Origin of the sequence: Flavobacterium cryophilum (genome assembly GCF_048286555.1) — a bacterium.
In the GTDB taxonomy this organism is placed as follows: domain Bacteria; phylum Bacteroidota; class Bacteroidia; order Flavobacteriales; family Flavobacteriaceae; genus Flavobacterium.
Window position 1 is genome coordinate 162568 of the sequence record NZ_JBLVPZ010000003.1, and the last position, 19713, is coordinate 182280.

Genomic DNA, 19713 nt, shown 5'->3' on the forward strand with positions numbered 1-19713 from the left:
TGAAAATTAAACTGGTTCTTGTTTAAGTTCTTCTAATAAGGTTGAAATCTCCATTTTTGCTTTGGAAACTGATATTCTTCCGGAACGCACAAATTGCATGATTCCAAAAGGTTTTAATTTTTCGTACAACGACTCTATTTCAGCACGTTGTCCCGATTTTGAAATTACAAAAAAATCTCTCGCAACCGTAACTATTTCAGCGTGGCTTTCTTTAATTATATTTTGAATTTGTTTTTCATCAAAGAGTAAACTCGACTGAATTTTGAATAATGCATTTTCTAAGAAAATAGTTTCTTCATCAATATGATAAAAGGCTTTGATAACCTCGATTTGTTTTTCGATTTGACCTACTATATTCTGCACCCATTTTTCAGTGGTGTTCACTACAATGATAAACCTAGAAACATTTTCAATTTCAGATTCGGATACATTTAAACTCAATATATTAATATGGCGTTTTAAAAATATTCCAGATATTCTGTTTAGTAAGCCCACGTTGTTTTCTGAATAAACAGAAATGGTGAATGTTTTATTTTCCATTTTTTTGTTGTTTAATTGGTTAACCGTTCAATCAAATAAACGATTATCCATAATAACTATTTTAGCACAAACGAATGTCTGAAACTGATGCTCCTGTTGGAATCATTGGGAATACATTATTTTCTTTTTCTACCATAACTTCAAGAAAATAGGATTCTTTTGAAGCCATCATTTCTTCAACGGCCGCATCTAAATCTTCTCGTTTCGTTACTTTTTTAGCTTTGATATAATAGCCTTCGGCAATGGCGATAAAATTAGGGTTGGTCATTTCCGTAGAAGCGTATCTTTTGTCAAAAAACAATTGTTGCCACTGACGTACCATTCCTAAAAATTCGTTGTTTAGCACTACAATTTTCACGGGAACTTTGGTTTGAAAAATAGTTCCTAATTCCTGAATGGTCATTTGAAAACCACCATCACCAATAATAGCAACGACTTCTCGATTTGGCATTCCCATTTTGGCTCCAATGGCTGCTGGTAAAGCAAATCCCATAGTTCCTAAACCTCCTGAAGTCACATTACTTTTTGTCGAATTGAATTTGGCATAACGGCATGCAAACATTTGGTGTTGTCCTACATCCGAAACCATAATCGCATCTCCTTTAGAATGTTTGTTAATCATTTCAATAGTTTCGCCCATAGAAATGCCTTCTTTTTTGGGTTTTAACTCGTCATTAATTACTGCTTCTAATTCAATTTCATATTTAGCTTTGAATTCATTGTGCCAAGATTCATGCGTGTTACTTTCGATCAAAGGAAGTAAAGCGGTTAAAGATTCTTTTAAATCGGCCAAAACTGCCACGGTAGTTTTCACATTCTTGTCTATCTCAGAAGGATCAATTTCAAAATGAATTACTTTGGCTTGCTTAGCATAAGTAGCTAAATTTCCCGTAACACGGTCGTCAAAACGCATTCCAAGCGCAATTAAAACATCACATTCATTAGTCAAAACATTAGGGCCGTAATTTCCGTGCATTCCCACCATACCTACATTCAGTGTATGATCTGTCGGCAATGCCGAAAGTCCTAAAATGGTCCATGCCGCCGGAATTCCTGATTTTTCAACTAAGGCTTTTAACTCGGCTTCCGCTTCGCTAAGAATAATTCCTTGTCCAAATATGATAAATGGTTTTTTTGCAGTATTGATTATCTCTGCCGCTTCCTTAATCTTTTCAAAATTTAAAATAGGTTTTGGGTTGTAACTTCTAATACTGGTGCATTTTTTATAGCTGAATTCAATTTCGTCAAACTGAGCATTTTTTGTAATGTCAATTAATACAGGACCTGGACGACCCGATTTAGCAATATAAAAAGCTTTAGCCATGATTTCAGGAATTTCTGAAGCTTCCGTAATTTGGTAATTCCATTTTGTTACCGGCGTTGAAATTCCAATAATATCTGTTTCTTGAAACGCATCAGAACCCAATAAATGTTTTCCTACCTGTCCCGTGATACAAACCATAGGAGTCGAATCAATTTGTGCATCGGCAATTCCGGTGACTAAATTTGTTGCTCCAGGACCCGAAGTTGCAATCGCAACTCCCACTTTTCCTGTTGCACGTGCAAAACCCTGCGCTGCATGCGTTGCGCCTTGTTCGTGACGCACTAAAACGTGGTGCAATTGATCTTTAAATTTATATAATTCGTCGTAAACTGGCATTATAGCTCCACCGGGATAACCATAAACCAAATTTACTCCTTCCTCTAAAAGACATCTTATAACGGCTTCGGCGCCGGATATTTTATTTGTTCCCATGGGTACGTTTATTATTTTTTAGCATTAGAAACAAATATTTAAAATATCATTTTTGTTTCTACCTCTACTTTTTTAAAATTATTTATCGGTTACACAGCCTGTTGAAGCGCTTGAGACCGATCTCGCATATTTTAACAAAACACCTTTAGTAGCCCTTAATGCGGGTTGAACCCAACTTGCTTTTCTGGCTGCAAATTCATCGTCTGAAATTTTCAGATTGATGGTATTGTGTTTTGCATCAATCGTTATTACATCTCCGTTCTTCACTAGTGCAATTCCACCGCCATCATACGCTTCCGGAGTAATATGGCCTACTACGAAGCCATGTGTTCCTCCTGAAAAACGGCCATCTGTAATAAGAGCCACTGATTTTCCTAATCCAGCTCCCATGATTGCGGAAGTTGGTTTTAGCATTTCTGGCATTCCAGGGCCTCCTTTTGGACCGCAATTTCTAATGACGACAACGTTTCCAGGATGTACCAAACCACTTTGAATACCAGGAATAACTTCAAATTCACTTTCGAAAACAATTGCTTCACCTTCAAAAAACTCTCCTTCGTTGCCACTTATTTTAGCTACACAACCTTCTTCTGCGAGATTACCATATAATATTTGGATATTTCCAGTTGGTTTCAACGCTTTTTGGATTTCATGAATCACTTCTTGTCCATCATTCAAATCAGGAACTGAAGCTAAATTTTCAGCTACTGTTTTTCCCGTTACTGTTAAACAATCCCCGTGAAGGAAACCTTCTTTTAATAAATATTTCATGACGGCAGGAACTCCGCCAACAGCGTGTAAATCTTCCATCATGTATTTTCCGCTTGGTTTCAAATCTGCTAAAACCGGCGTTTTATTACTTATAGCTTGAAAATCTGCTAATGTAATTTCGATATCAACTGAATGAGCCATCGCGATTAAATGCATGACCGCATTAGTTGAACCTCCTAAAACGGCTACCATTGTGATCGCATTTTCAAAAGCTTTAGCAGTCATAATATCTTTTGGTTTGATATCTCTTTCCAATAAAACTCTGATTGCTTTGCCAGCATCAGAACATTCTTGTTTTTTTTCAGCACTCAAAGCTGGATTTGATGAACTGTAGGGTAAACTCATTCCTAATGCTTCAATTGCTGATGACATTGTATTTGCCGTGTACATACCTCCGCAGGCACCGGGTCCTGGGCAAGAATTTTGTATAACTCCTTTAAAATCTTCTTCCGTTATGGTATTGCTGAATTTTTTTCCTAACGCTTCAAAAGCAGAAACAATATTCAAAGATTCTTCTTTCCATTTTCCAGAATGTATAGATCCACCATAGACCATAATTGCGGGACGATTTACTCTTCCCATAGCAATTAGAGCTCCCGGCATATTTTTATCACAACCAGGAATTGCAATTAAACTATCATACCACTGAGCTCCCATCACTGTCTCGATAGAATCCGCAATAACATCTCTTGAAACCAAAGAAAAACGCATTCCTTCTGTACCATTCGAAATACCGTCACTAACACCAATTGTATTAAAAATCAAACCGACTAAATCGGCATCCCAAACCCCCTTTTTAACTTCTTTCGCAAGATCATTTAAATGCATGTTGCACGTATTTCCTTCGTAACCCATACTTACAATTCCTACCTGTGCTTTTTTTAAATCATCTTCCGTTAATCCAATTCCGTACAACATTGCTTGTGCTGCTGGTTGCGTTTGATCTTGTGTTATAGTTTTGCTGTATTTATTTAATTCCATTATATGATTGTTTGTGTGTAAATTATTTTATTTCAAAGTTTAAACAATTGTGGACTGCCCTATATAGACATTGTCACTTTTAAAATATAAGTCATCTTTACTTAAAATGTAATTTGAAATAAAGTCTCCCACTTCATTTGTTCCAAATTTTGAATACGGATTAAGATCTGCCGTGACGACATTTAATTCAACTGCTTTATGTACCGCTTCATATACTTTTTGTGATTCTATATGAAGGCCAAAATGTTCCAAAAGCATCGCCGCCGATAGTATTGAAGCAATAGGGTTAGCAATATTTTTTCTTGTTATTTCAGAGTAGGAACCATGAATAGGCTCAAAAAGCGCATTTGAATTTCCTAAAGATGCGGATGGTAATAATCCTATTGCACCCGTAATTACACTTGCCTCATCAGATAAAATATCCCCAAATAAATTTTCGGTTAGAATGACATCAAATTGTTTTGGATTTATAATTATTTGCATTGCAGCAGCATCAACAAAAAGAAAATCTAAAATTACCTCCGGATATCCTTCTGCAATTTCGGTTACTACTTTTCGCCATAATCTTGAGGTTTCAAGAATACTGGCTTTGTCAACCAAAGTCACTTTTTTTTGTCTTTTTTGAGCAGTTCTAAAAGCTAAATGACTGATTCTAATAATCTCCTCTTCGGAATATTCACATAAATCAGATGCTAACGTTCCTGCCTCATTAATCTTTTTTTCACTGAAATAAGATCCTCCCGAAATTTCTCTGAAAATAATAAAATCAGCACCTTCAATTATTTTTCTTTTCAAAGGAGATAAATCTAATAAGTCATTGTAAGTTTTTATAGGTCTAATATTGGCATACAATCCCAGTGCTTGCCTCAATTTTAATAACCCTTGGATAGGACTTAATTTAGGATCAGCGTTGTTATCATATTTTGATTCATCAACTGCACCAAACAATATCGCATCTGTATTTAAACAAAGGTTCAAAGTTTGTTCCGGAAGCGGATTTCCTGTTTTTTCGATAGCAACAGCACCAATAAGTGCATCTTCAAAGACAAACTCATGATCGAAAACGACACCAATTGCATATAATGCTTTTTTTGCTTGTGAAATTACCTCCGGCCCTATTCCGTCGCCTGAAAGTACTGCTATTTTTAAATTCATAATCGTAGGATTTAGATTTTATTAAAAATCAAAATATTTTAGTTAAGGATTAATTCCCTATTCATTTTACAGGCTTCAATTATTTGATGAATATCATCATCAAGAACCTCTTTTTTGATATCAGCAAACTTTAAAAATTCTCCATAAACAATATCTAATTGCACTTTTGTAAGTTCATACCCTACCTTTTTGGCTCTATAGGCCAATGCTGCTCTACCACTTCTGGCCGTAAGAACTATAGAAGATTCATTGACACCAACATCTAAAGGGTCCATGATTTCATAAGTTGCTCTATTTTTTATCACTCCATCTTGATGAATTCCTGAACTGTGTGCAAAAGCATTTGCGCCAACAATCGCTTTATTGGGTTGCACCATCATTGCCATACTTTCAGAAACCAATCGGCTCATTTCATTTAACTGACGGGTATTGATATTGGTATCCAAATTCAAATAAGGATGTTGTTTGAAAATCATCACCACTTCTTCAAGAGCAGTATTTCCCGCTCTTTCTCCTATTCCGTTTATGGTACATTCAATTTGTCTGGCTCCATTTACTGCTCCTGCAATAGAATTAGCGGTAGCCATCCCTAAATCATTATGACAATGACAAGACAGAATTACATTTTCAATCCCTTTGACATTTTCTTTTAGATACTTAATTTTCGCACCATATTCTTCCGGTAAACAATATCCTGTTGTGTCCGGTACATTAAGTACAGTAGCTCCTGATTTTATTGCCGCTTCACAGACTCGCGCCAAAAATTCATTGTCCGTTCTTCCTGCATCCTCCGCATAAAATTCTACATCTTCTACATACGATTTAGCATGTGAAACGGCAAATTTTGCTCGGGCAATAATATCTTCTCTAGTTGTGTTTAGTTTGTATATTATGTGCGAATCAGAAGTTCCAATTCCAGTATGTATACGAGGTCTTTTTGCATATTTTAAAGCTTGAGCGGCTATGTCAATATCATTTTTCACTGCTCTTGTTAATCCGCAGACAATTGCATTTTTAACAACCTTACTTATTTCTGAAACAGACAAAAAATCACCAGGACTAGAAACAGGAAAACCAGCTTCGATAATATCAACACCCATTTCATCCAGTCGGTTTGCTATAACGAGTTTTTGATTGGTATCTAATTTACATCCTGGAACCTGTTCGCCATCTCTTAAAGTGGTATCAAAAATTTGAACTTTCTCTCTATTCATTTTAATTTATTTAATGTAATTTCACATCTTGATAACAAAAATATCGTTCATTACTTTAATATAAAACTCAATTTAATGAAATATACTGCTTATAAAACAAACAATAACTTTGTAAGCTACTGAAAAATAACACATTAAGCTACTATATTTTACAATGGCTAACCATCAAAAAGATTTCTTATTTGTATTAATAAAATCACTTTCAAAATCTGAAAAAAGACAATTCAAGATTTTCGCGAGCAGATTGGAAACTAATTCCAATACAAAATTTATCGAATTATTTAACATTTTAGACAAATCAGAAGTCTACGATGAAAAACTCATTCTGAAGAGTGGTATTATCAAAAAAGTACAATTATCGAATTTAAAATCATACTTGTACAAACAAATTTTAGTGAGTATTCGTTTGAATATTCCTAGTCAAAACATTAGGTATCAACTTCGAGAACAAATTGATTTTGCAGCGATTCTTTATAATAAGGGGTTGTACAAGCAGAGTTTAAAGATCTTGGATAAAACAAAGATTCTCGCTTTAGAAAATGACGAGAAATTAATGGCTTACGAAATTGTAGAGTTCGAAAAATTAATCGAATCACAGTATATTACTCGTAGTATTCAAGGACGTGCTGATGAGTTAGTTGTTCAAGCCAAAGAACTGAATTATCGCAATACCATTTCCAGTAAATTGTCTAATTTATCGCTGCAATTGTATGGTATCATGCTAAAAACGGGTTATGTAAAAAGTGACGCGGAATACACTTATATTGATGATTATTTTACGAAACATATATCTAAATTTGATGAGAAAAAATTTGGTTTCCGAGAGAAATATTGGTTTTACAATGCCAATCTTTGGCGAAGTTTTTTAGTGCAAGATTTTCTATCATGCTATAAATATTCTTTGAAATGGGTAACCCTTTTTTATGATAATCCTAGTATGATTTACTTGAATCCTGTATTTTTCCTAAAAGGAAACCATTATTTGTTGGAATCCTTTTACATGTTAAAATACAAATCAAAATTCAAAAAGTATTTGTTACTGCTGGAAAACACTATAAAAGACCCTCATTTTCCTGTAAATGATAATATTGCGTCATTATCATTCTTATATGTCTATAATAATAAATTGAATTACCATATTCTGGAAGGTACCTTTGCCGAAAGCGAATACTTAATTCCTGAAGTCGTAAATAAACTAAAAATTCATACGGACCATCTTGATGAACATCATGAGATGTTGTTTTATTATAAATTTGCGTCTATTTATTTTGGGAACGAAAAATATGCGGATTGTATTTTCTATTTAGAAAAAATCATACATAATAAAAATCTTTCTATGCGAGAAGATTTGATGTGCTTTGCCCGAATATTGTGTTTAATTGCTCATTATGAATTAGGTAAAGATTATTATCTGGAAAACCAGTTGAAAAACACGTACAAGTTTCTCCTGAAAATGAATGATTTGCATGAAGTGCAAAAAGAAATTATTAAGTTTTTGAAAAATTTAAACTCCATTTATCCAACAGATATCAAGAAAGAATTTGTTAAAATGAGAATTCGATTTATAGAATTGGAAAAAAATACTTATGAAAAAAGAGCCTTCTTATACTTAGATATAATCTCATGGCTGGAAAGCAAAATTGAAAACCGGAAAATCAGCGATATTATTAAGGAAAAAGCAAAATTGATCAACCGATAAGATTTTAAAGATTAATTAAAGATCTGATCATAAGACACCTCTAGTTTTTCTTGATTAAAATAAAATTTGCCGTTCCAAAAATAAAGTTTAAATTTATGAGTACTTAAATCATGAACTTATGAACGGATTTTTCAAAACTTTACTAGCAGGTTACGGAGCCAAAAAATTAGGCGGAGGCTGTATTGGGACAATTATAATATTTATAATTATCTACTGGATATTAGGTTACTTTTAGAGTTAAAACGCCAAAAATAACCTAATTTAAGATTTAAATATCTAATATGCCAAAAGTTGTTTTAAATCAGTTAGAAACCTGCCTTTAGGTAAATACTGATCTTCTAACGCTTTTGTAAACGGAATCGGCGTGTCTAAACTTGCCACACGTTTTACGGGAGCATCAAGATATTTGAAACAATTTTCCATTACCATTGCCGAAATATCACTGGCTATTCCACCAAACATAGAATCTTCCTGATATATGATTACTTTTCCCGTTTTCTTCACAGAAGCAAAAATAGTTTCGGTATCCAAAGGTTGTAAAGTTCTCAAATCCAACAAATCAGCCGAAATTTCAGGATTTTGTGCTAAAGTATCCAAAGCCCAATGGACCGCTGCTCCAAATGAAATAATCGTAACCTGATTCCCTTCTTTCAATAAAGCTGCTTTTCCTAATGGAATGGTGTAATAATCGGTTGGTACATCTTGATAAATACTTCTGTACAATTGTTTGTGCTCAAAGAATAATACCGGATTCGGATCGTTTATAGCAGTATTCAAAAGTCCTTTGGCATCATAAGGAAATGCCGGGTAAACTACTTTTAAACCTGGTGTTTTGGTAAACCAAGCTTCATTAGTTTGCGAATGAAAAGGTCCCGCTTGTGTTCCTCCGCCGCATGGCATTCTAACAACCACGTCTGCTTTTTCTAACCAACGGTAATGTGATTTAGCTAATAAATTCACAATTGGATTGAATCCTGTAGACACAAAATCGGCAAACTGCATTTCCACAATCGCTTTGTATCCGTTAATAGACAATCCCATTCCTGCCGATACTACTGCACTTTCACAAATGGGTGTATTGATAACTCGTTCTTTTCCAAACTGCGCTACAAAACCATCCGTTATTTTGAAAGCACCGCCATATTCTGCAATATCCTGACCCATGATTACTGAGTTTTCATGGCGTTCCATCGATTGTCTCAAACTATGAGAAATCGCATCTATAAATCGAATATTTTCTTTTTTTCCGGACGAATTAACTTGCTCAAAAACATATGGTTTGTAAACATCATTTAGTTCTTCACTTAAAGACGCTTCGATCTCCGGTTCTGCATTGGCAACAGCTAAACCTTCATCAATAGCTGCTTTGATTTCAGCACGTAAAGTCGCGTCAAAATCTGCAGTAAGAACTCCGTTTTCAGCCAAATATTTTCTATAATTTTCTACCGGATCTTTAATTGCCCACATATCCATTAACTCTTGCGGAACGTATTTGGTCCCACTCGCCTCTTCATGCCCGCGCATTCTGAAGGTTTTGAATTCCAATAATACCGGACGTGGATTATCTTTCATCGAAGCTTTCAGTTCAGATAATAAATTAAAGATTTCGAGAATGTTATTTCCATCAATAATATGACTTTCCATTCCATATCCTTTTCCTTTATCAGCTAGGTTTTCGCAACGGTATTGCTCATTGGTCGGTGTCGAAAGTCCATAACCATTATTTTCTATGACGAACATAACCGGTAATTCCCAAACAGAAGCAATATTTAACGCTTCATGAAAATCGCCTTCGCTTGTTGCGCCTTCGCCCGTAAAAACAGCTGTGACTTTTCCGTTTTTCTTAAGTTTATTGGCCAGCGCGATTCCGTCAGCGACGCCTAATTGTGGTCCTAAATGCGAAATCATTCCTATAATCTTATATTGCTGTGTTCCAAAATGGAAACTTCGATCACGTCCTTTAGTAAAACCATTGGCTTTGCCTTGCCACTGCGAAAAAAGACGGTACAACGGAATGTCTCTTCCGGTAAAAACACCAAGATTCCTGTGCATAGGCAAAATGAACTCATCCGAATCTAAAACTGCTGTGACACCAACAGAAATTGCCTCTTGACCGATTCCAGAGAACCATTTGGACACTTTTCCCTGACGAATAAGAATTAACATTTTTTCTTCTATCAGTCTAGGTTTAAGTATTCGTTTGTACAAATCTAATAATTGATCATCAGTAAGATTTTTTCGGTCAAAGGTCATTTTTTCGGATTTAATGGATGGTTCAAAGATAAAAAAATATAACAGTTTAGTTATATTTTGTTATATTTTTTTATTTTGCTCGTAAGTTTAAAATTAAGATATGAAATTATTCTTTACATTTGTAACTGCAAGGTTTTAGGCCTTGCAAGTTATTAAATAACATTTAAAAGTATGCAAAACATTCCTAGTGTTGACTTGCGTGATTTCCTTTCGGACGACCCGAAACGTAAACAAAAATTTGTAAATGAAATCGGAAGTGCTTTTGAAGATATTGGCTTCGTAGCACTCAAAGGGCATTTTTTAGACGACCAGTTAGTTGCTGAATTGTATGGTGAAATCAAAAATTTTTTCGCTTTACCTTTAGAAACAAAACACAGTTATGAAATCCCGGGAATTGGCGGACAAAGAGGGTACATTTCTTTTGGAACAGAACATGCCAAAGGTAGAAAAGAAGGCGATTTAAAAGAATTCTGGCATTTCGGACAGTATGTATCTGAAGATTCTAAATATGCCGCTGAATACCCTAAAAATGTTGAAGTTAAAGAATTACCTCGTTTTAATGTTGCAGGAAAAGAAGCCTACCAAATGCTGGAAAAAACTGGCGTTTATGTTTTAAGAGCTTTGGCTTTGCACCTTGGTTTAGATGAATTTTATTTTGACAAATATGCAAAAGACGGAAATTCAATCTTACGTCCTATTCATTACCCACCAATCACGTCTGAACCCGCAAACGCCATTCGTGCTGCGGCTCACGGAGATATCAATTTGATTACTTTACTGATGGGAGCTCAAGGAAAAGGATTGCAAGTGCAAAAGCACGATGGAGAATGGATTGATGCCATTGCTGAATCGGACGAATTAGTAATCAATGTGGGTGATATGTTATCACGTCATACAAATAACAAATTGAAATCTACAATTCATCAAGTGGTAAACCCGCCAAGAGAATTGTGGGGAACATCCCGCTATTCTATTCCGTTTTTTATGCATCCAGTGAGTGATATGAAATTAGATTGTTTGGAAAACTGTATTGATGCGGATCATCCAAAAAAATTCGAAGATATAACTGCAGGAGCGTATTTACACGAACGTTTAGTTGATTTAGGGTTAATCAAAAAATAATTCTTAATTTATAATTCAAGGAAGACATCGAGTTCGCTTGATGTCTTTTTGTTTTTTTACCATTAAGAAATTAAGGTCTATTAAGAGCATTAAATACTTAATTTTCTTAACTTTTTAATGGTTTAATAATCAATTAATTTTTAAAAAATGGACTTACAAGACCAACTAAAAAACCTTTTTCCGGATCACGAACCATCGCCCGAAGAATCTATTGAAGAAGTGGCATATGAATTATATGTTCAAAAAGAACCTATGATTTGTAAATTCGAAAAACGAAAAGGAAAAGCGACCACTATAATTGAAGGCTACGAAGGTACCGACGAGGATTTTAAAATTCTTGCCAAGGAAATCAAAACCAAATTGAGTGTTGGTGGAACTTTTAAAGATGATTCTATTATCATTCAAGGTGATTATCGCGATAAAATAATGACTATTTTAAAAGAAAAAGGATTTAAAGTAAAACGTGTTGGAGGTTAGAAAAGTGGTCAGTGGTCCGTTATTAGTATTCAGTTGAGCAACTTTAAACCTTAAACATCAAACAAAAAAATAAATGATACAATCATCAGAATTAATATTAAATCCAGACGGAAGCGTATACCATTTGAATTTAAAACCGGAACATATTGCACACGATATCATCTTTGTAGGAGATCAAAATCGCGTGGAGAAAATCACACAATTTTTTGACAGCATCGAATTTTCGACACAAAAAAGAGAATTCAAAACCCAAACCGGGATTTTCAAAGGCAAGCGAATTACGGTAATGTCAACAGGAATAGGACCTGACAATATTGATATTGTCATGAATGAATTAGATGCTTTGGTCAATATTGATTTGGAAACCCGTCAACCAAAAGAAAATCTTACCTCATTGAATATCATTCGAATTGGAACTTCGGGTTCGTTGCAAGCGAATATTCCTGTGGATAGTTTTGTGATGTCAAAATTTGGTTTAGGTTTAGATAACATGCTCCGCTCCTATTTGATTGACGAAGTTTCGAATCTTGAAATTGAAGACGCCTTCGTAAAACATACCAACTGGGATTTACGAAAAGGAAAACCTTACGTGATTGCTTGTTCCGAAAAATTGGAAAAAATGATCGAGAGCGACAAAATGCACAAAGGAATTACCGCAACTGCTGGTGGTTTTTATGGTCCACAAGGACGCGTATTGCGTTTAAATATTCAAGATCAAGCGTTGAATTCTAAAATGGATAATTTTACATTTGGTGACAACCAACTCACAAATTTAGAAATGGAAACCGCAGCGATTTATGGACTTTCGGCGCTTTTAGGACATAATGCATTGTCATTAAACGCGATAATTGCCAATCGGGCTTCGGGAACATTTAGTGAAGATCCATACAAAGCCGTTGATGAATTGATTGGGTATACATTAGATAAATTGGTGAAAAATTAGAAAATGGGATCATTAAGAATTGCTTTCGATAAAATTACGAAGGAGAAAATTTATACATCGTGATTCAACAGTTAGTTTTGAAACTTGAAAACTTTTTGAATACTGATTAACGATTTTTGAATGCAGAAGTTTAGGGCAACTTTAAACAGGTTAAACGCATTAAAAATTGAACCACATAGAAACATAGAATTTAATTTTCGATTTAAGTCTGTTCCGAACAATCGAAATTTAGGTGGCATAGAAAAAAAGCCAATGCTTTTTTTTCTATTGTGAACTCTTATTTCCGTCCAAATTTATTTTTACAACAATAAACACTATGAATCTATGTGGTTTAAACTTCAATTTATTTTAATGTGTTTGACTTGCAACTTTAAATCTTAAACTTTTAGTATTTAAAACTACCTTTGCTTTTACAACAAAAACGATAATGAAAATAATACTTACAGGTGCAACAGGAGTTTTGGGATCTCATATTATGTATGAAATTCTGGAGCTTTTCATCAACACTAAAATTGATGGAAAACTCTTTATTATTGCACGAAATAAAGGTAAAAACTCCGCTTTAGATCGAATAAACGAACTTTTATCCAGCAGTTATACGCCTAAAATTATAAAAGACAAAGGCATAGCAAAACTGCACGAATACATTGAAATCATCGATGTTGATTTGGCTGTCATTCAGGACACTTTTTCAAGCAAAATAAACGATGCTTATTTCATTCATTCCGCTGGATTTGTGAATTTATCTACCGATGAAGAACAGCGCGAAAAGATTTTTGACGAAAATACGAAAATCACAAAATCCCTTTTCCACTTATTTCATCCTTTCATAAAAAAGTTTATTTACATCGGAACTGCTTTTTCATCTGGAAACCGAAAAGGATTAATTGACAATGATTTTCATAGTTTAGGATTTAAACCAGAGCATCGCAATGCGTACGAGAATGCTAAATTTCACTCGGAAAATTTTATAGCCCAGGAATGTAAAAATATTGGTTTACCGTTCCAAATTCTGCGTCCAAGTGTGATTGGAGGCAAAATGTTAGGAACAGAAAATCCTTATTTTATTTCAAAATATATGGTTTTTTATCTTTTGGCTAAATTCTTTCATTTTACTTCCCAGCGAAAAGGCGAGCAAGAAAATGTGCGTTTTATTGTCAATCAAGACACTGTTTTGAACATTATTCCTGTTGATTATGTGGCGAAAGTGATAGTAAATACATTCGAAAGAGACGATATTGAACAGCTTAATATTGTACATGATAAAAGTTTCAATATGGTAAACGGATTGCGGGTAATTATGAAAGAAGTTGGCTATACTAATTTCACTTTGATACAAAATTCGTTAGATTTTAAATATAAAAATACAATCGAAAAATTGTATTATGAAAGTATTGGAAAGCATTTAAACCCATATTTCACTACAGCTGCCAATGAATATGATACCACTTTATTGAACTCCATTCTAGAAATACCAAAACTGGATCAAGAGGCGTTCACCAATATGATTCGGTATGCGAGATTGAATAATTTCAAAGATATTAATGTGTGATTTTAGGAGCTATTTCCTGCTGTACACTATAATCTATTGCGCCGAACCCCGGCACAATAGGATTTCCGTTTTCCATCAGGGCTAGGTAAATCGATTAACAATAAAAATCAAAAAATGACAACTATAAAAATAGCCGGAGTTCCGGAACATTTCAATCTTCCTTGGCATTTAGCCATAGAAAACGGAGATTTCGAAAAAGAAAATATCGATTTACAATGGACTGATGTTCCAGAAGGAACTGGAAAAATGTGTCAAATGCTTCGTGATGGAGAGACAGATATTGCCGTAATCCTAACCGAAGGAATTGTGAAAGATATCGTTGGTGGAAACCCGAGTAAAATTGTTCAAATTTATGTAGAAAGCCCTTTAATTTGGGGAATTCACGTAGCTGCAAACTCCAATTATAGGACATTATCTGATTTAGAAAATAAAAAAGTGGCTATTTCCAGATTGGGTTCCGGTTCGCAATTAATGGCGTATGTCAACGCCGATAATCAGGGTTGGAAAACAGATACTCTTCAGTTTGAAATCGTAAATACTATTGATGGTGCTGTTGAAGCCTTGACGAATGGAACCGCTGATTATTTTATGTGGGAACGTTTTATGACTAAACCACTAGTTGACAAAGGCATTTTTAGAAGAATTGCTGATTGCCCAACACCTTGGCATTGTTTTGTAATTGCGGTTCGTGAGGAAGTTTTGGAAAACAATCCAGCCATTATTTCAAAAATTCTAGCAATTATTAATCAAACTACACAAGAATTTAAAGATATTCCCAGTATTGACAAAACGTTGGCTTTAAATTATCATCAAAAAACAGAAGATATTCAAGAATGGTTGTCATTAACTGATTGGTCACAAAATCCATTATCAACTGAAATGTTAAACAAAGTTCAAAATCAACTTTTTCAACTTAAAATTATAGATAAAAAAGGTACTTTTGAGGATATTGTGAAAACAGTCTAGATTACTGTTTTTATTTTTACTATGATAAAAATAAAAGAAATTAATTTTAAGGGTATACAACAGCGATTCCGGGTCAAAAAACCTTGGGATGACGTTATAATTTTTATCCTGAATATATTAATTGCTATTCCGCTCTTTATTATTGTCCATCAAAATTTAATCAATCCTAATTGGTTTTTGAACATTGACAGAGTAGTTTTATTTTTGGTGATGATTGTTGTTATTCAGATCATCCTTCGTTTCTTGAGAACGATTATTCTATTTTGCATCATTCTATATTTCTTGGTTTTAGTTTACGGTTCTACTATTGGAAACTATGGCTTTAACAGCGTTTTTGAAGATTACAATTCAATTATGTACACCATGTCTGACAATCCATATCCACAAGATATTATTATTGCAAAGTTGCTTCCGTTTCCCAATAAATCAAAAATTATCAATGCTATAGAATATCAAAATCCTAAAATCAGGAATTTTGCGATTATGGCAACTTCAAAACATTTTAAAGACATAAAAGGATATTCAGATTATAGAACCATAATTCAATGCTTTGCAGTTTTCAAGGAAATAAATAGCCGATGGAATTATGTAAGCGATCCAAAAGCGCGTGATTATATCGCTACAGCCACGGAATCGCTGCTTTATTTTTCAGGGGATTGTGACGATCATTCAATATTAATGGCTGCTACGATTAAGTCTATTGGTGGAACTCCCAGATTAATCCATACTACCGGACATATTTATCCAGAAATATTGATAGGATCTCTGACTGATTTAGAAAAAGTCAATTTTCTAATTAAAAACGTACTATTTGTAAATGAAAGCAATGAAAACAAACTTCATTATCACGTGGACGAGCGCGGTCAAATATGGTTGAATCTCGATTACACCGCCAAATATCCTGGAGGACCTTTCATGTCTGAAGAAATTTTAGGAGCTTTGACATTGGATTAGTTGGATTTCTTTTTTAAATTTTTATCATAAAGTTGCCTGCCTAATTCTGCCAAAAAAGGAAGACCAATTTCTTCGTATTCGTACGTATCATCATTAAAAATTCCATCTTTGTTCACTAAAATTGTAGTCGAAACCATAAACTCAATTTTATTTTTTTCATCGACTATATAGGCACAGTCTATAAGCGTTCCGTAAGCATCTCCTACTTTATTATAAATTTTTATGTTTTCTGGCATAGGACTTTTGGTATCTCCAAACATGAAAAACTTACCAAAGCCATCGTAAAACTCTACTGGATCATATCCCGCATTTTTTGGTAAATTCTGAAGAGAAAATAGAATAAATTCTCTGTCATTTTTACTTAAATGAAAGCGTTGGTTTTCTTTAAAGGCCTCAGGAAAAACAATTCTTTTCATAGTGTTATGTAACGATTTTAATGAATAATAATTCTTACCCGAAAAGTCAAATGGAGTACTTATCAATTTATCATCTTTCATGTATCCAATTCCCTTTTTCATTTTTTCTAATTGCAACTGCGCTCTGGGTTTACTAATTACGGAAGGAATTTCTACTACTGAATTATCATCTTTATAGAGTATAATACCTTTAGTAATCGGGTTTCCAGAATCCGGAGTAGATAGTCGATGGATAACTTTGAAATCTTGTAGACCTTTGTCAGTCATACTTTTATTCAAATAATCAAAACCCACAAATTCTAGTAAGCGGTTACTGGCATCATTGTCGCTGACAGCAAAAACTTTTGAAATTTCTTCCGAAAATTTAAATTTATCTATAGTACCTTCAATTGAAAATTCTGAATTTATTGAAGTTTTTCTTATGCTATTCAATTTCTCCAACGCTAAAACAGCGATTGGTAATTTTACGGTACTAGCGGGATAAAAATAGTTTTTAGCATTCAGATTATAGGTGTAGTCTTTGAATTTTACCTGATGATTGTCATCACGTATTATTTCCGTATAGATAATCTGAAGTTCAAACTCCTCTGGTTTTTCCATTACGCTTCTTATTTTTTCTTTTTGGGATCTTAAAGTTTCCCGGAGAATATTTTTGTTAAATGAAGAGCACCCGACTATGAAGAAGATCAACAGTATATTGAGAAATTGTATGGTTTTTTTCATAGTTCCCTAGTTTATTTAAAATAATACAGAAGCAAGTTACTATCTTTTTCGTAAAATAATCAAAATAGTAAGTAAAAAAACTCCTCAAAATGAATGAGAATTTTCTTAGGTTGCAGAATGAATTCTTAGTCAACCAATTTTTCCTAGGATTTAAATAAAATTTCAAAATAATAGCAAAGAGCAATCTTTTTTATTTTAAGTTGAAAAAAGTAGTTTTGCTTGCCAAAAAATTACGAAATTGCCATAAGCGACAAAACATTGAAAAATGTAAATTTCTCATGTAGAATTCCATAGAAGGAATAATAATAATTGCATTAATAAAAAAACCAGCATCAGTTATTTCAATGAAGTTTTTATTATGAAGTTGAACCAAGAGAAAGTTTAAATAAAATAGGAAGTGAAAGAATTGGAAAATGAAGAAGCAAGCTGGATGTTTTGTCTCGAATGTCAGGGACGCGGTAAAAAAAGTCGAGGACTCAGCAAGAAAGTACGACTCCACTACCAACTTGCATTAGATCAATTTAATAAAAATGAAGGAAGAGGAACAGCTCCTGTTCAACCGAAAGGCCATCTTTACTTCTGCTTGAACTGTTGTGGTTGCGGGTTAGTTCATTCTGCCAGTCCTCCAATAACGGATAAAGAAAATTACCCACACGTTGCTATTATAGGCGGCGGTATAAGCGGAGTGGCTTTGGCTGTGGCTTGTTTTCACCGCAAGATCCCTTTTACCTTATTTGAGCGGGACAGCAACTTCGATGACAGATCTCAGGGCTATGGACTCACTTTGCAGCAAGCTAGCAAAGCGATTGAGGGATTTGGTATTTTTTCATTAGAAGATGGAGTGATTTCAACAAGACACTTGGTTCATACTACTGAAGGAAAAGTAATTGGGGAATGGGGAATGAGAAAGTGGATGCAGTCAGTAACGAAAACGTCAGCGAAACATTCTAATGTACATATCGCACGACAATCGTTGCGATTATCACTACTTGAGCAACTCGGCGGACATGATGCGGTACAATGGGGACACCAGTTAATAGATTTTAACAAATGTGAAGATGAAAGTGTTGAGTTACACTTTCAAGTGGATGGAAAGATGAAAAGCTGCAAAGCGGATCTCGTGGTTGGAGCCGATGGCATTCGCAGTTCGGTGCGCAAGTTGCTGATTGGTGAAGATAGTACCCCATTACGATACCTAGGTTGCATTGTAATATTGGGTATTTGTCCTTTGAGTGCTCTCGCAGATAGTAACAGTTCTTTACTGGATTCGGCCACTGTATTTCAAACCGCCAACGGCAATGAGCGGATCTACATAATGCCTTATACCGCAGACTCTGTGATGTGGCAACTTAGTTTCCCAATGCCCGAGGAAGAAGCGAAGGCTTTAAGCGCTCAAGGACGACAAGCGCTCAAGGAAGAAGCCTGTCGCAGAACGCAGTGGCATGATCCCATTCCGCAGATTTTAGAGGCAACTCACGAAGTCCACATTTCTGGCTATCCTGTATATGACCGAGATTTACTTCAGTCAGAATGGCTGCAAAAAGGCGGTCCAGTGACGCTGATTGGCGATGCAGCTCACCCAATGAGTCCATTCAAAGGACAAGGTGCAAACCAAGCACTGCTGGATGCGCTCTCGTTGGCTCGAGGAATATCAAGCGGATGCCGACCTTTATCACAATGGAGAAAAGCTGGAATAAGGGAAAGTGTCCTAACTAAGTTTGAAGCGGAAATGTTAGAACGCACCGCTGTAAAAGTGAAAGATTCAGCAGTTGCCGCACAATTTCTACATTCTGAGACTGTACTTCATGTAGGTAATGCGCCGAGGGGTCGGTGTTTGAAGAATAAGTAAAAAATCAATGGTAACCACAAAGTTTGAAATGAAAGAAAAACGTAACGCTCACAAAGACTTGTTTTAAATTTTCATAGACTTGCGTACTTTTTAGCTAATTTATTTTGCATAAAAAAACTCCATTATTTCTAATGGAGTTTTTTGTGGTCCATACGGAACTGTTTACGAACCATTTTATGCAGGATTTGAAGAAACTTGGAATTAAATAGAATGTTTTTTTAATGAATTCTCATAGAATGTGTGGTATGTATAAAAGAGGCGAGATTTTCCATTATACATAAATTTTACAAGTATTGTGTTGTCAACACTAAATCTGTTCTTAATTTCATGTATAATTTTGAT

The 19713-nt window shown here is 34.6% G+C and carries 15 protein-coding genes; 8 read left to right on the plus strand and 7 right to left on the minus strand.

The features are described 5' to 3' along the window. Positions 1-6: 6 nt before the first annotated feature. The 5 genes from ilvN to ACNQGJ_RS07525 all read right to left on the minus strand — a co-directional run bounded on the left by ilvN (position 7) and on the right by ACNQGJ_RS07525 (position 6417). Entirely contained in the window at positions 7-540 is a 534-nt protein-coding gene (gene ilvN, locus ACNQGJ_RS07505) for an acetolactate synthase small subunit (RefSeq protein WP_417971639.1), read from the minus strand. A 61-nt stretch (positions 541-601) separates the two neighbouring features. Beyond that, positions 602-2296, minus strand: coding sequence for a biosynthetic-type acetolactate synthase large subunit (ilvB, locus tag ACNQGJ_RS07510; RefSeq protein ID WP_417971641.1), 1695 nt, complete (start codon positions 2294-2296; stop codon positions 602-604). 78 nt (positions 2297-2374) lie between these two features. After that, positions 2375-4048, minus strand: coding sequence for a dihydroxy-acid dehydratase (gene ilvD / locus ACNQGJ_RS07515; protein WP_417971643.1), 1674 nt, complete (start codon positions 4046-4048; stop codon positions 2375-2377). A gap of 39 nt (positions 4049-4087) precedes the next feature. Further along, positions 4088-5203 carry a 3-isopropylmalate dehydrogenase gene (leuB, locus tag ACNQGJ_RS07520; RefSeq protein ID WP_417971645.1) on the minus strand — a complete coding sequence of 372 codons (1116 nt, stop codon included), beginning with the start codon at positions 5201-5203 and terminating at the stop codon, positions 4088-4090. Between the two features lie 38 nt (positions 5204-5241). After that, the gene (locus tag ACNQGJ_RS07525; RefSeq protein ID WP_417971647.1) at positions 5242-6417 is read right to left on the minus strand and encodes a 2-isopropylmalate synthase; all 1176 of its coding nucleotides are present in this window, start codon (positions 6415-6417) and stop codon (positions 5242-5244) included. A gap of 154 nt (positions 6418-6571) precedes the next feature. Between ACNQGJ_RS07525 and ACNQGJ_RS07530 the strand changes: the two genes are divergently transcribed. Continuing rightward, complete coding sequence (locus ACNQGJ_RS07530; RefSeq protein ID WP_417971649.1) at positions 6572-8116, plus strand: hypothetical protein; 1545 nt, start codon at positions 6572-6574, stop codon at positions 8114-8116. A gap of 276 nt (positions 8117-8392) precedes the next feature. Here ACNQGJ_RS07530 and ACNQGJ_RS07535 read toward each other — a convergent pair whose 3' ends face one another. Further along, a complete protein-coding gene (locus tag ACNQGJ_RS07535) occupies positions 8393-10369 on the minus strand; it encodes an alpha-ketoacid dehydrogenase subunit alpha/beta (RefSeq protein WP_417971651.1) in 1977 nt (658 codons plus the stop codon). A 171-nt stretch (positions 10370-10540) separates the two neighbouring features. Between ACNQGJ_RS07535 and ACNQGJ_RS07540 the strand changes: the two genes are divergently transcribed. The 6 genes from ACNQGJ_RS07540 (at position 10541) to ACNQGJ_RS07565 (ending at position 16383) form a co-directional block, all read left to right on the plus strand. Continuing rightward, a complete protein-coding gene (locus ACNQGJ_RS07540; RefSeq protein WP_417971653.1) occupies positions 10541-11491 on the plus strand; it encodes an isopenicillin N synthase family dioxygenase in 951 nt (316 codons plus the stop codon). A gap of 147 nt (positions 11492-11638) precedes the next feature. Further along, a complete protein-coding gene (locus tag ACNQGJ_RS07545; protein WP_417971655.1) occupies positions 11639-11968 on the plus strand; it encodes a translation initiation factor in 330 nt (109 codons plus the stop codon). Positions 11969-12041: 73 nt separating this feature from the next. Beyond that, complete coding sequence (locus ACNQGJ_RS07550) at positions 12042-12911, plus strand: nucleoside phosphorylase (protein WP_417971657.1); 870 nt, start codon at positions 12042-12044, stop codon at positions 12909-12911. Positions 12912-13338: 427 nt separating this feature from the next. Further along, positions 13339-14463 carry an SDR family oxidoreductase gene (locus tag ACNQGJ_RS07555; protein ID WP_417971659.1) on the plus strand — a complete coding sequence of 375 codons (1125 nt, stop codon included), beginning with the start codon at positions 13339-13341 and terminating at the stop codon, positions 14461-14463. A gap of 114 nt (positions 14464-14577) precedes the next feature. Further along, positions 14578-15429, plus strand: coding sequence for a substrate-binding domain-containing protein (locus ACNQGJ_RS07560; protein WP_417971661.1), 852 nt, complete (start codon positions 14578-14580; stop codon positions 15427-15429). 21 nt (positions 15430-15450) lie between these two features. After that, positions 15451-16383, plus strand: coding sequence for a transglutaminase (locus ACNQGJ_RS07565; RefSeq protein ID WP_417971663.1), 933 nt, complete (start codon positions 15451-15453; stop codon positions 16381-16383). Here the strand turns inward: ACNQGJ_RS07565 and ACNQGJ_RS07570 are convergent. Further along, a complete protein-coding gene (locus ACNQGJ_RS07570; RefSeq protein WP_417971665.1) occupies positions 16380-17399 on the minus strand; it encodes a serine hydrolase in 1020 nt (339 codons plus the stop codon). The genes ACNQGJ_RS07565 and ACNQGJ_RS07570 overlap by 4 nt on opposite strands. Before the next feature lie 520 nt (positions 17400-17919). Between ACNQGJ_RS07570 and ACNQGJ_RS07575 the strand changes: the two genes are divergently transcribed. Further along, on the plus strand, positions 17920-19371 hold the full coding sequence (locus ACNQGJ_RS07575; protein ID WP_417971667.1) for an FAD-dependent oxidoreductase: 1452 nt from the start codon (positions 17920-17922) through the stop codon (positions 19369-19371). The last annotated feature ends 342 nt before the right edge of the window (positions 19372-19713 follow it).

What these genes read in the sequence shown, in the direction of transcription:
- ilvN (WP_417971639.1), bottom strand. Translation starts at nt 540, where the DNA reads ATGGAAAATAAAACATTCACCATTTCTGTTTATTCAGAAAACAACGTG.
- ilvB (WP_417971641.1), bottom strand. Translation starts at nt 2,296, where the DNA reads ATGGGAACAAATAAAATATCCGGCGCCGAAGCCGTTATAAGATGTCTT.
- ilvD (WP_417971643.1), bottom strand. Translation starts at nt 4,048, where the DNA reads ATGGAATTAAATAAATACAGCAAAACTATAACACAAGATCAAACGCAA.
- leuB (WP_417971645.1), bottom strand. Translation starts at nt 5,203, where the DNA reads ATGAATTTAAAAATAGCAGTACTTTCAGGCGACGGAATAGGGCCGGAG.
- ACNQGJ_RS07525 (WP_417971647.1), bottom strand. Translation starts at nt 6,417, where the DNA reads ATGAATAGAGAGAAAGTTCAAATTTTTGATACCACTTTAAGAGATGGC.
- ACNQGJ_RS07530 (WP_417971649.1), top strand. Translation starts at nt 6,572, where the DNA reads ATGGCTAACCATCAAAAAGATTTCTTATTTGTATTAATAAAATCACTT.
- ACNQGJ_RS07535 (WP_417971651.1), bottom strand. Translation starts at nt 10,369, where the DNA reads ATGACCTTTGACCGAAAAAATCTTACTGATGATCAATTATTAGATTTG.
- ACNQGJ_RS07540 (WP_417971653.1), top strand. Translation starts at nt 10,541, where the DNA reads ATGCAAAACATTCCTAGTGTTGACTTGCGTGATTTCCTTTCGGACGAC.
- ACNQGJ_RS07545 (WP_417971655.1), top strand. Translation starts at nt 11,639, where the DNA reads ATGGACTTACAAGACCAACTAAAAAACCTTTTTCCGGATCACGAACCA.
- ACNQGJ_RS07550 (WP_417971657.1), top strand. Translation starts at nt 12,042, where the DNA reads ATGATACAATCATCAGAATTAATATTAAATCCAGACGGAAGCGTATAC.
- ACNQGJ_RS07555 (WP_417971659.1), top strand. Translation starts at nt 13,339, where the DNA reads ATGAAAATAATACTTACAGGTGCAACAGGAGTTTTGGGATCTCATATT.
- ACNQGJ_RS07560 (WP_417971661.1), top strand. Translation starts at nt 14,578, where the DNA reads ATGACAACTATAAAAATAGCCGGAGTTCCGGAACATTTCAATCTTCCT.
- ACNQGJ_RS07565 (WP_417971663.1), top strand. Translation starts at nt 15,451, where the DNA reads ATGATAAAAATAAAAGAAATTAATTTTAAGGGTATACAACAGCGATTC.
- ACNQGJ_RS07570 (WP_417971665.1), bottom strand. Translation starts at nt 17,399, where the DNA reads ATGGAAAAACCAGAGGAGTTTGAACTTCAGATTATCTATACGGAAATA.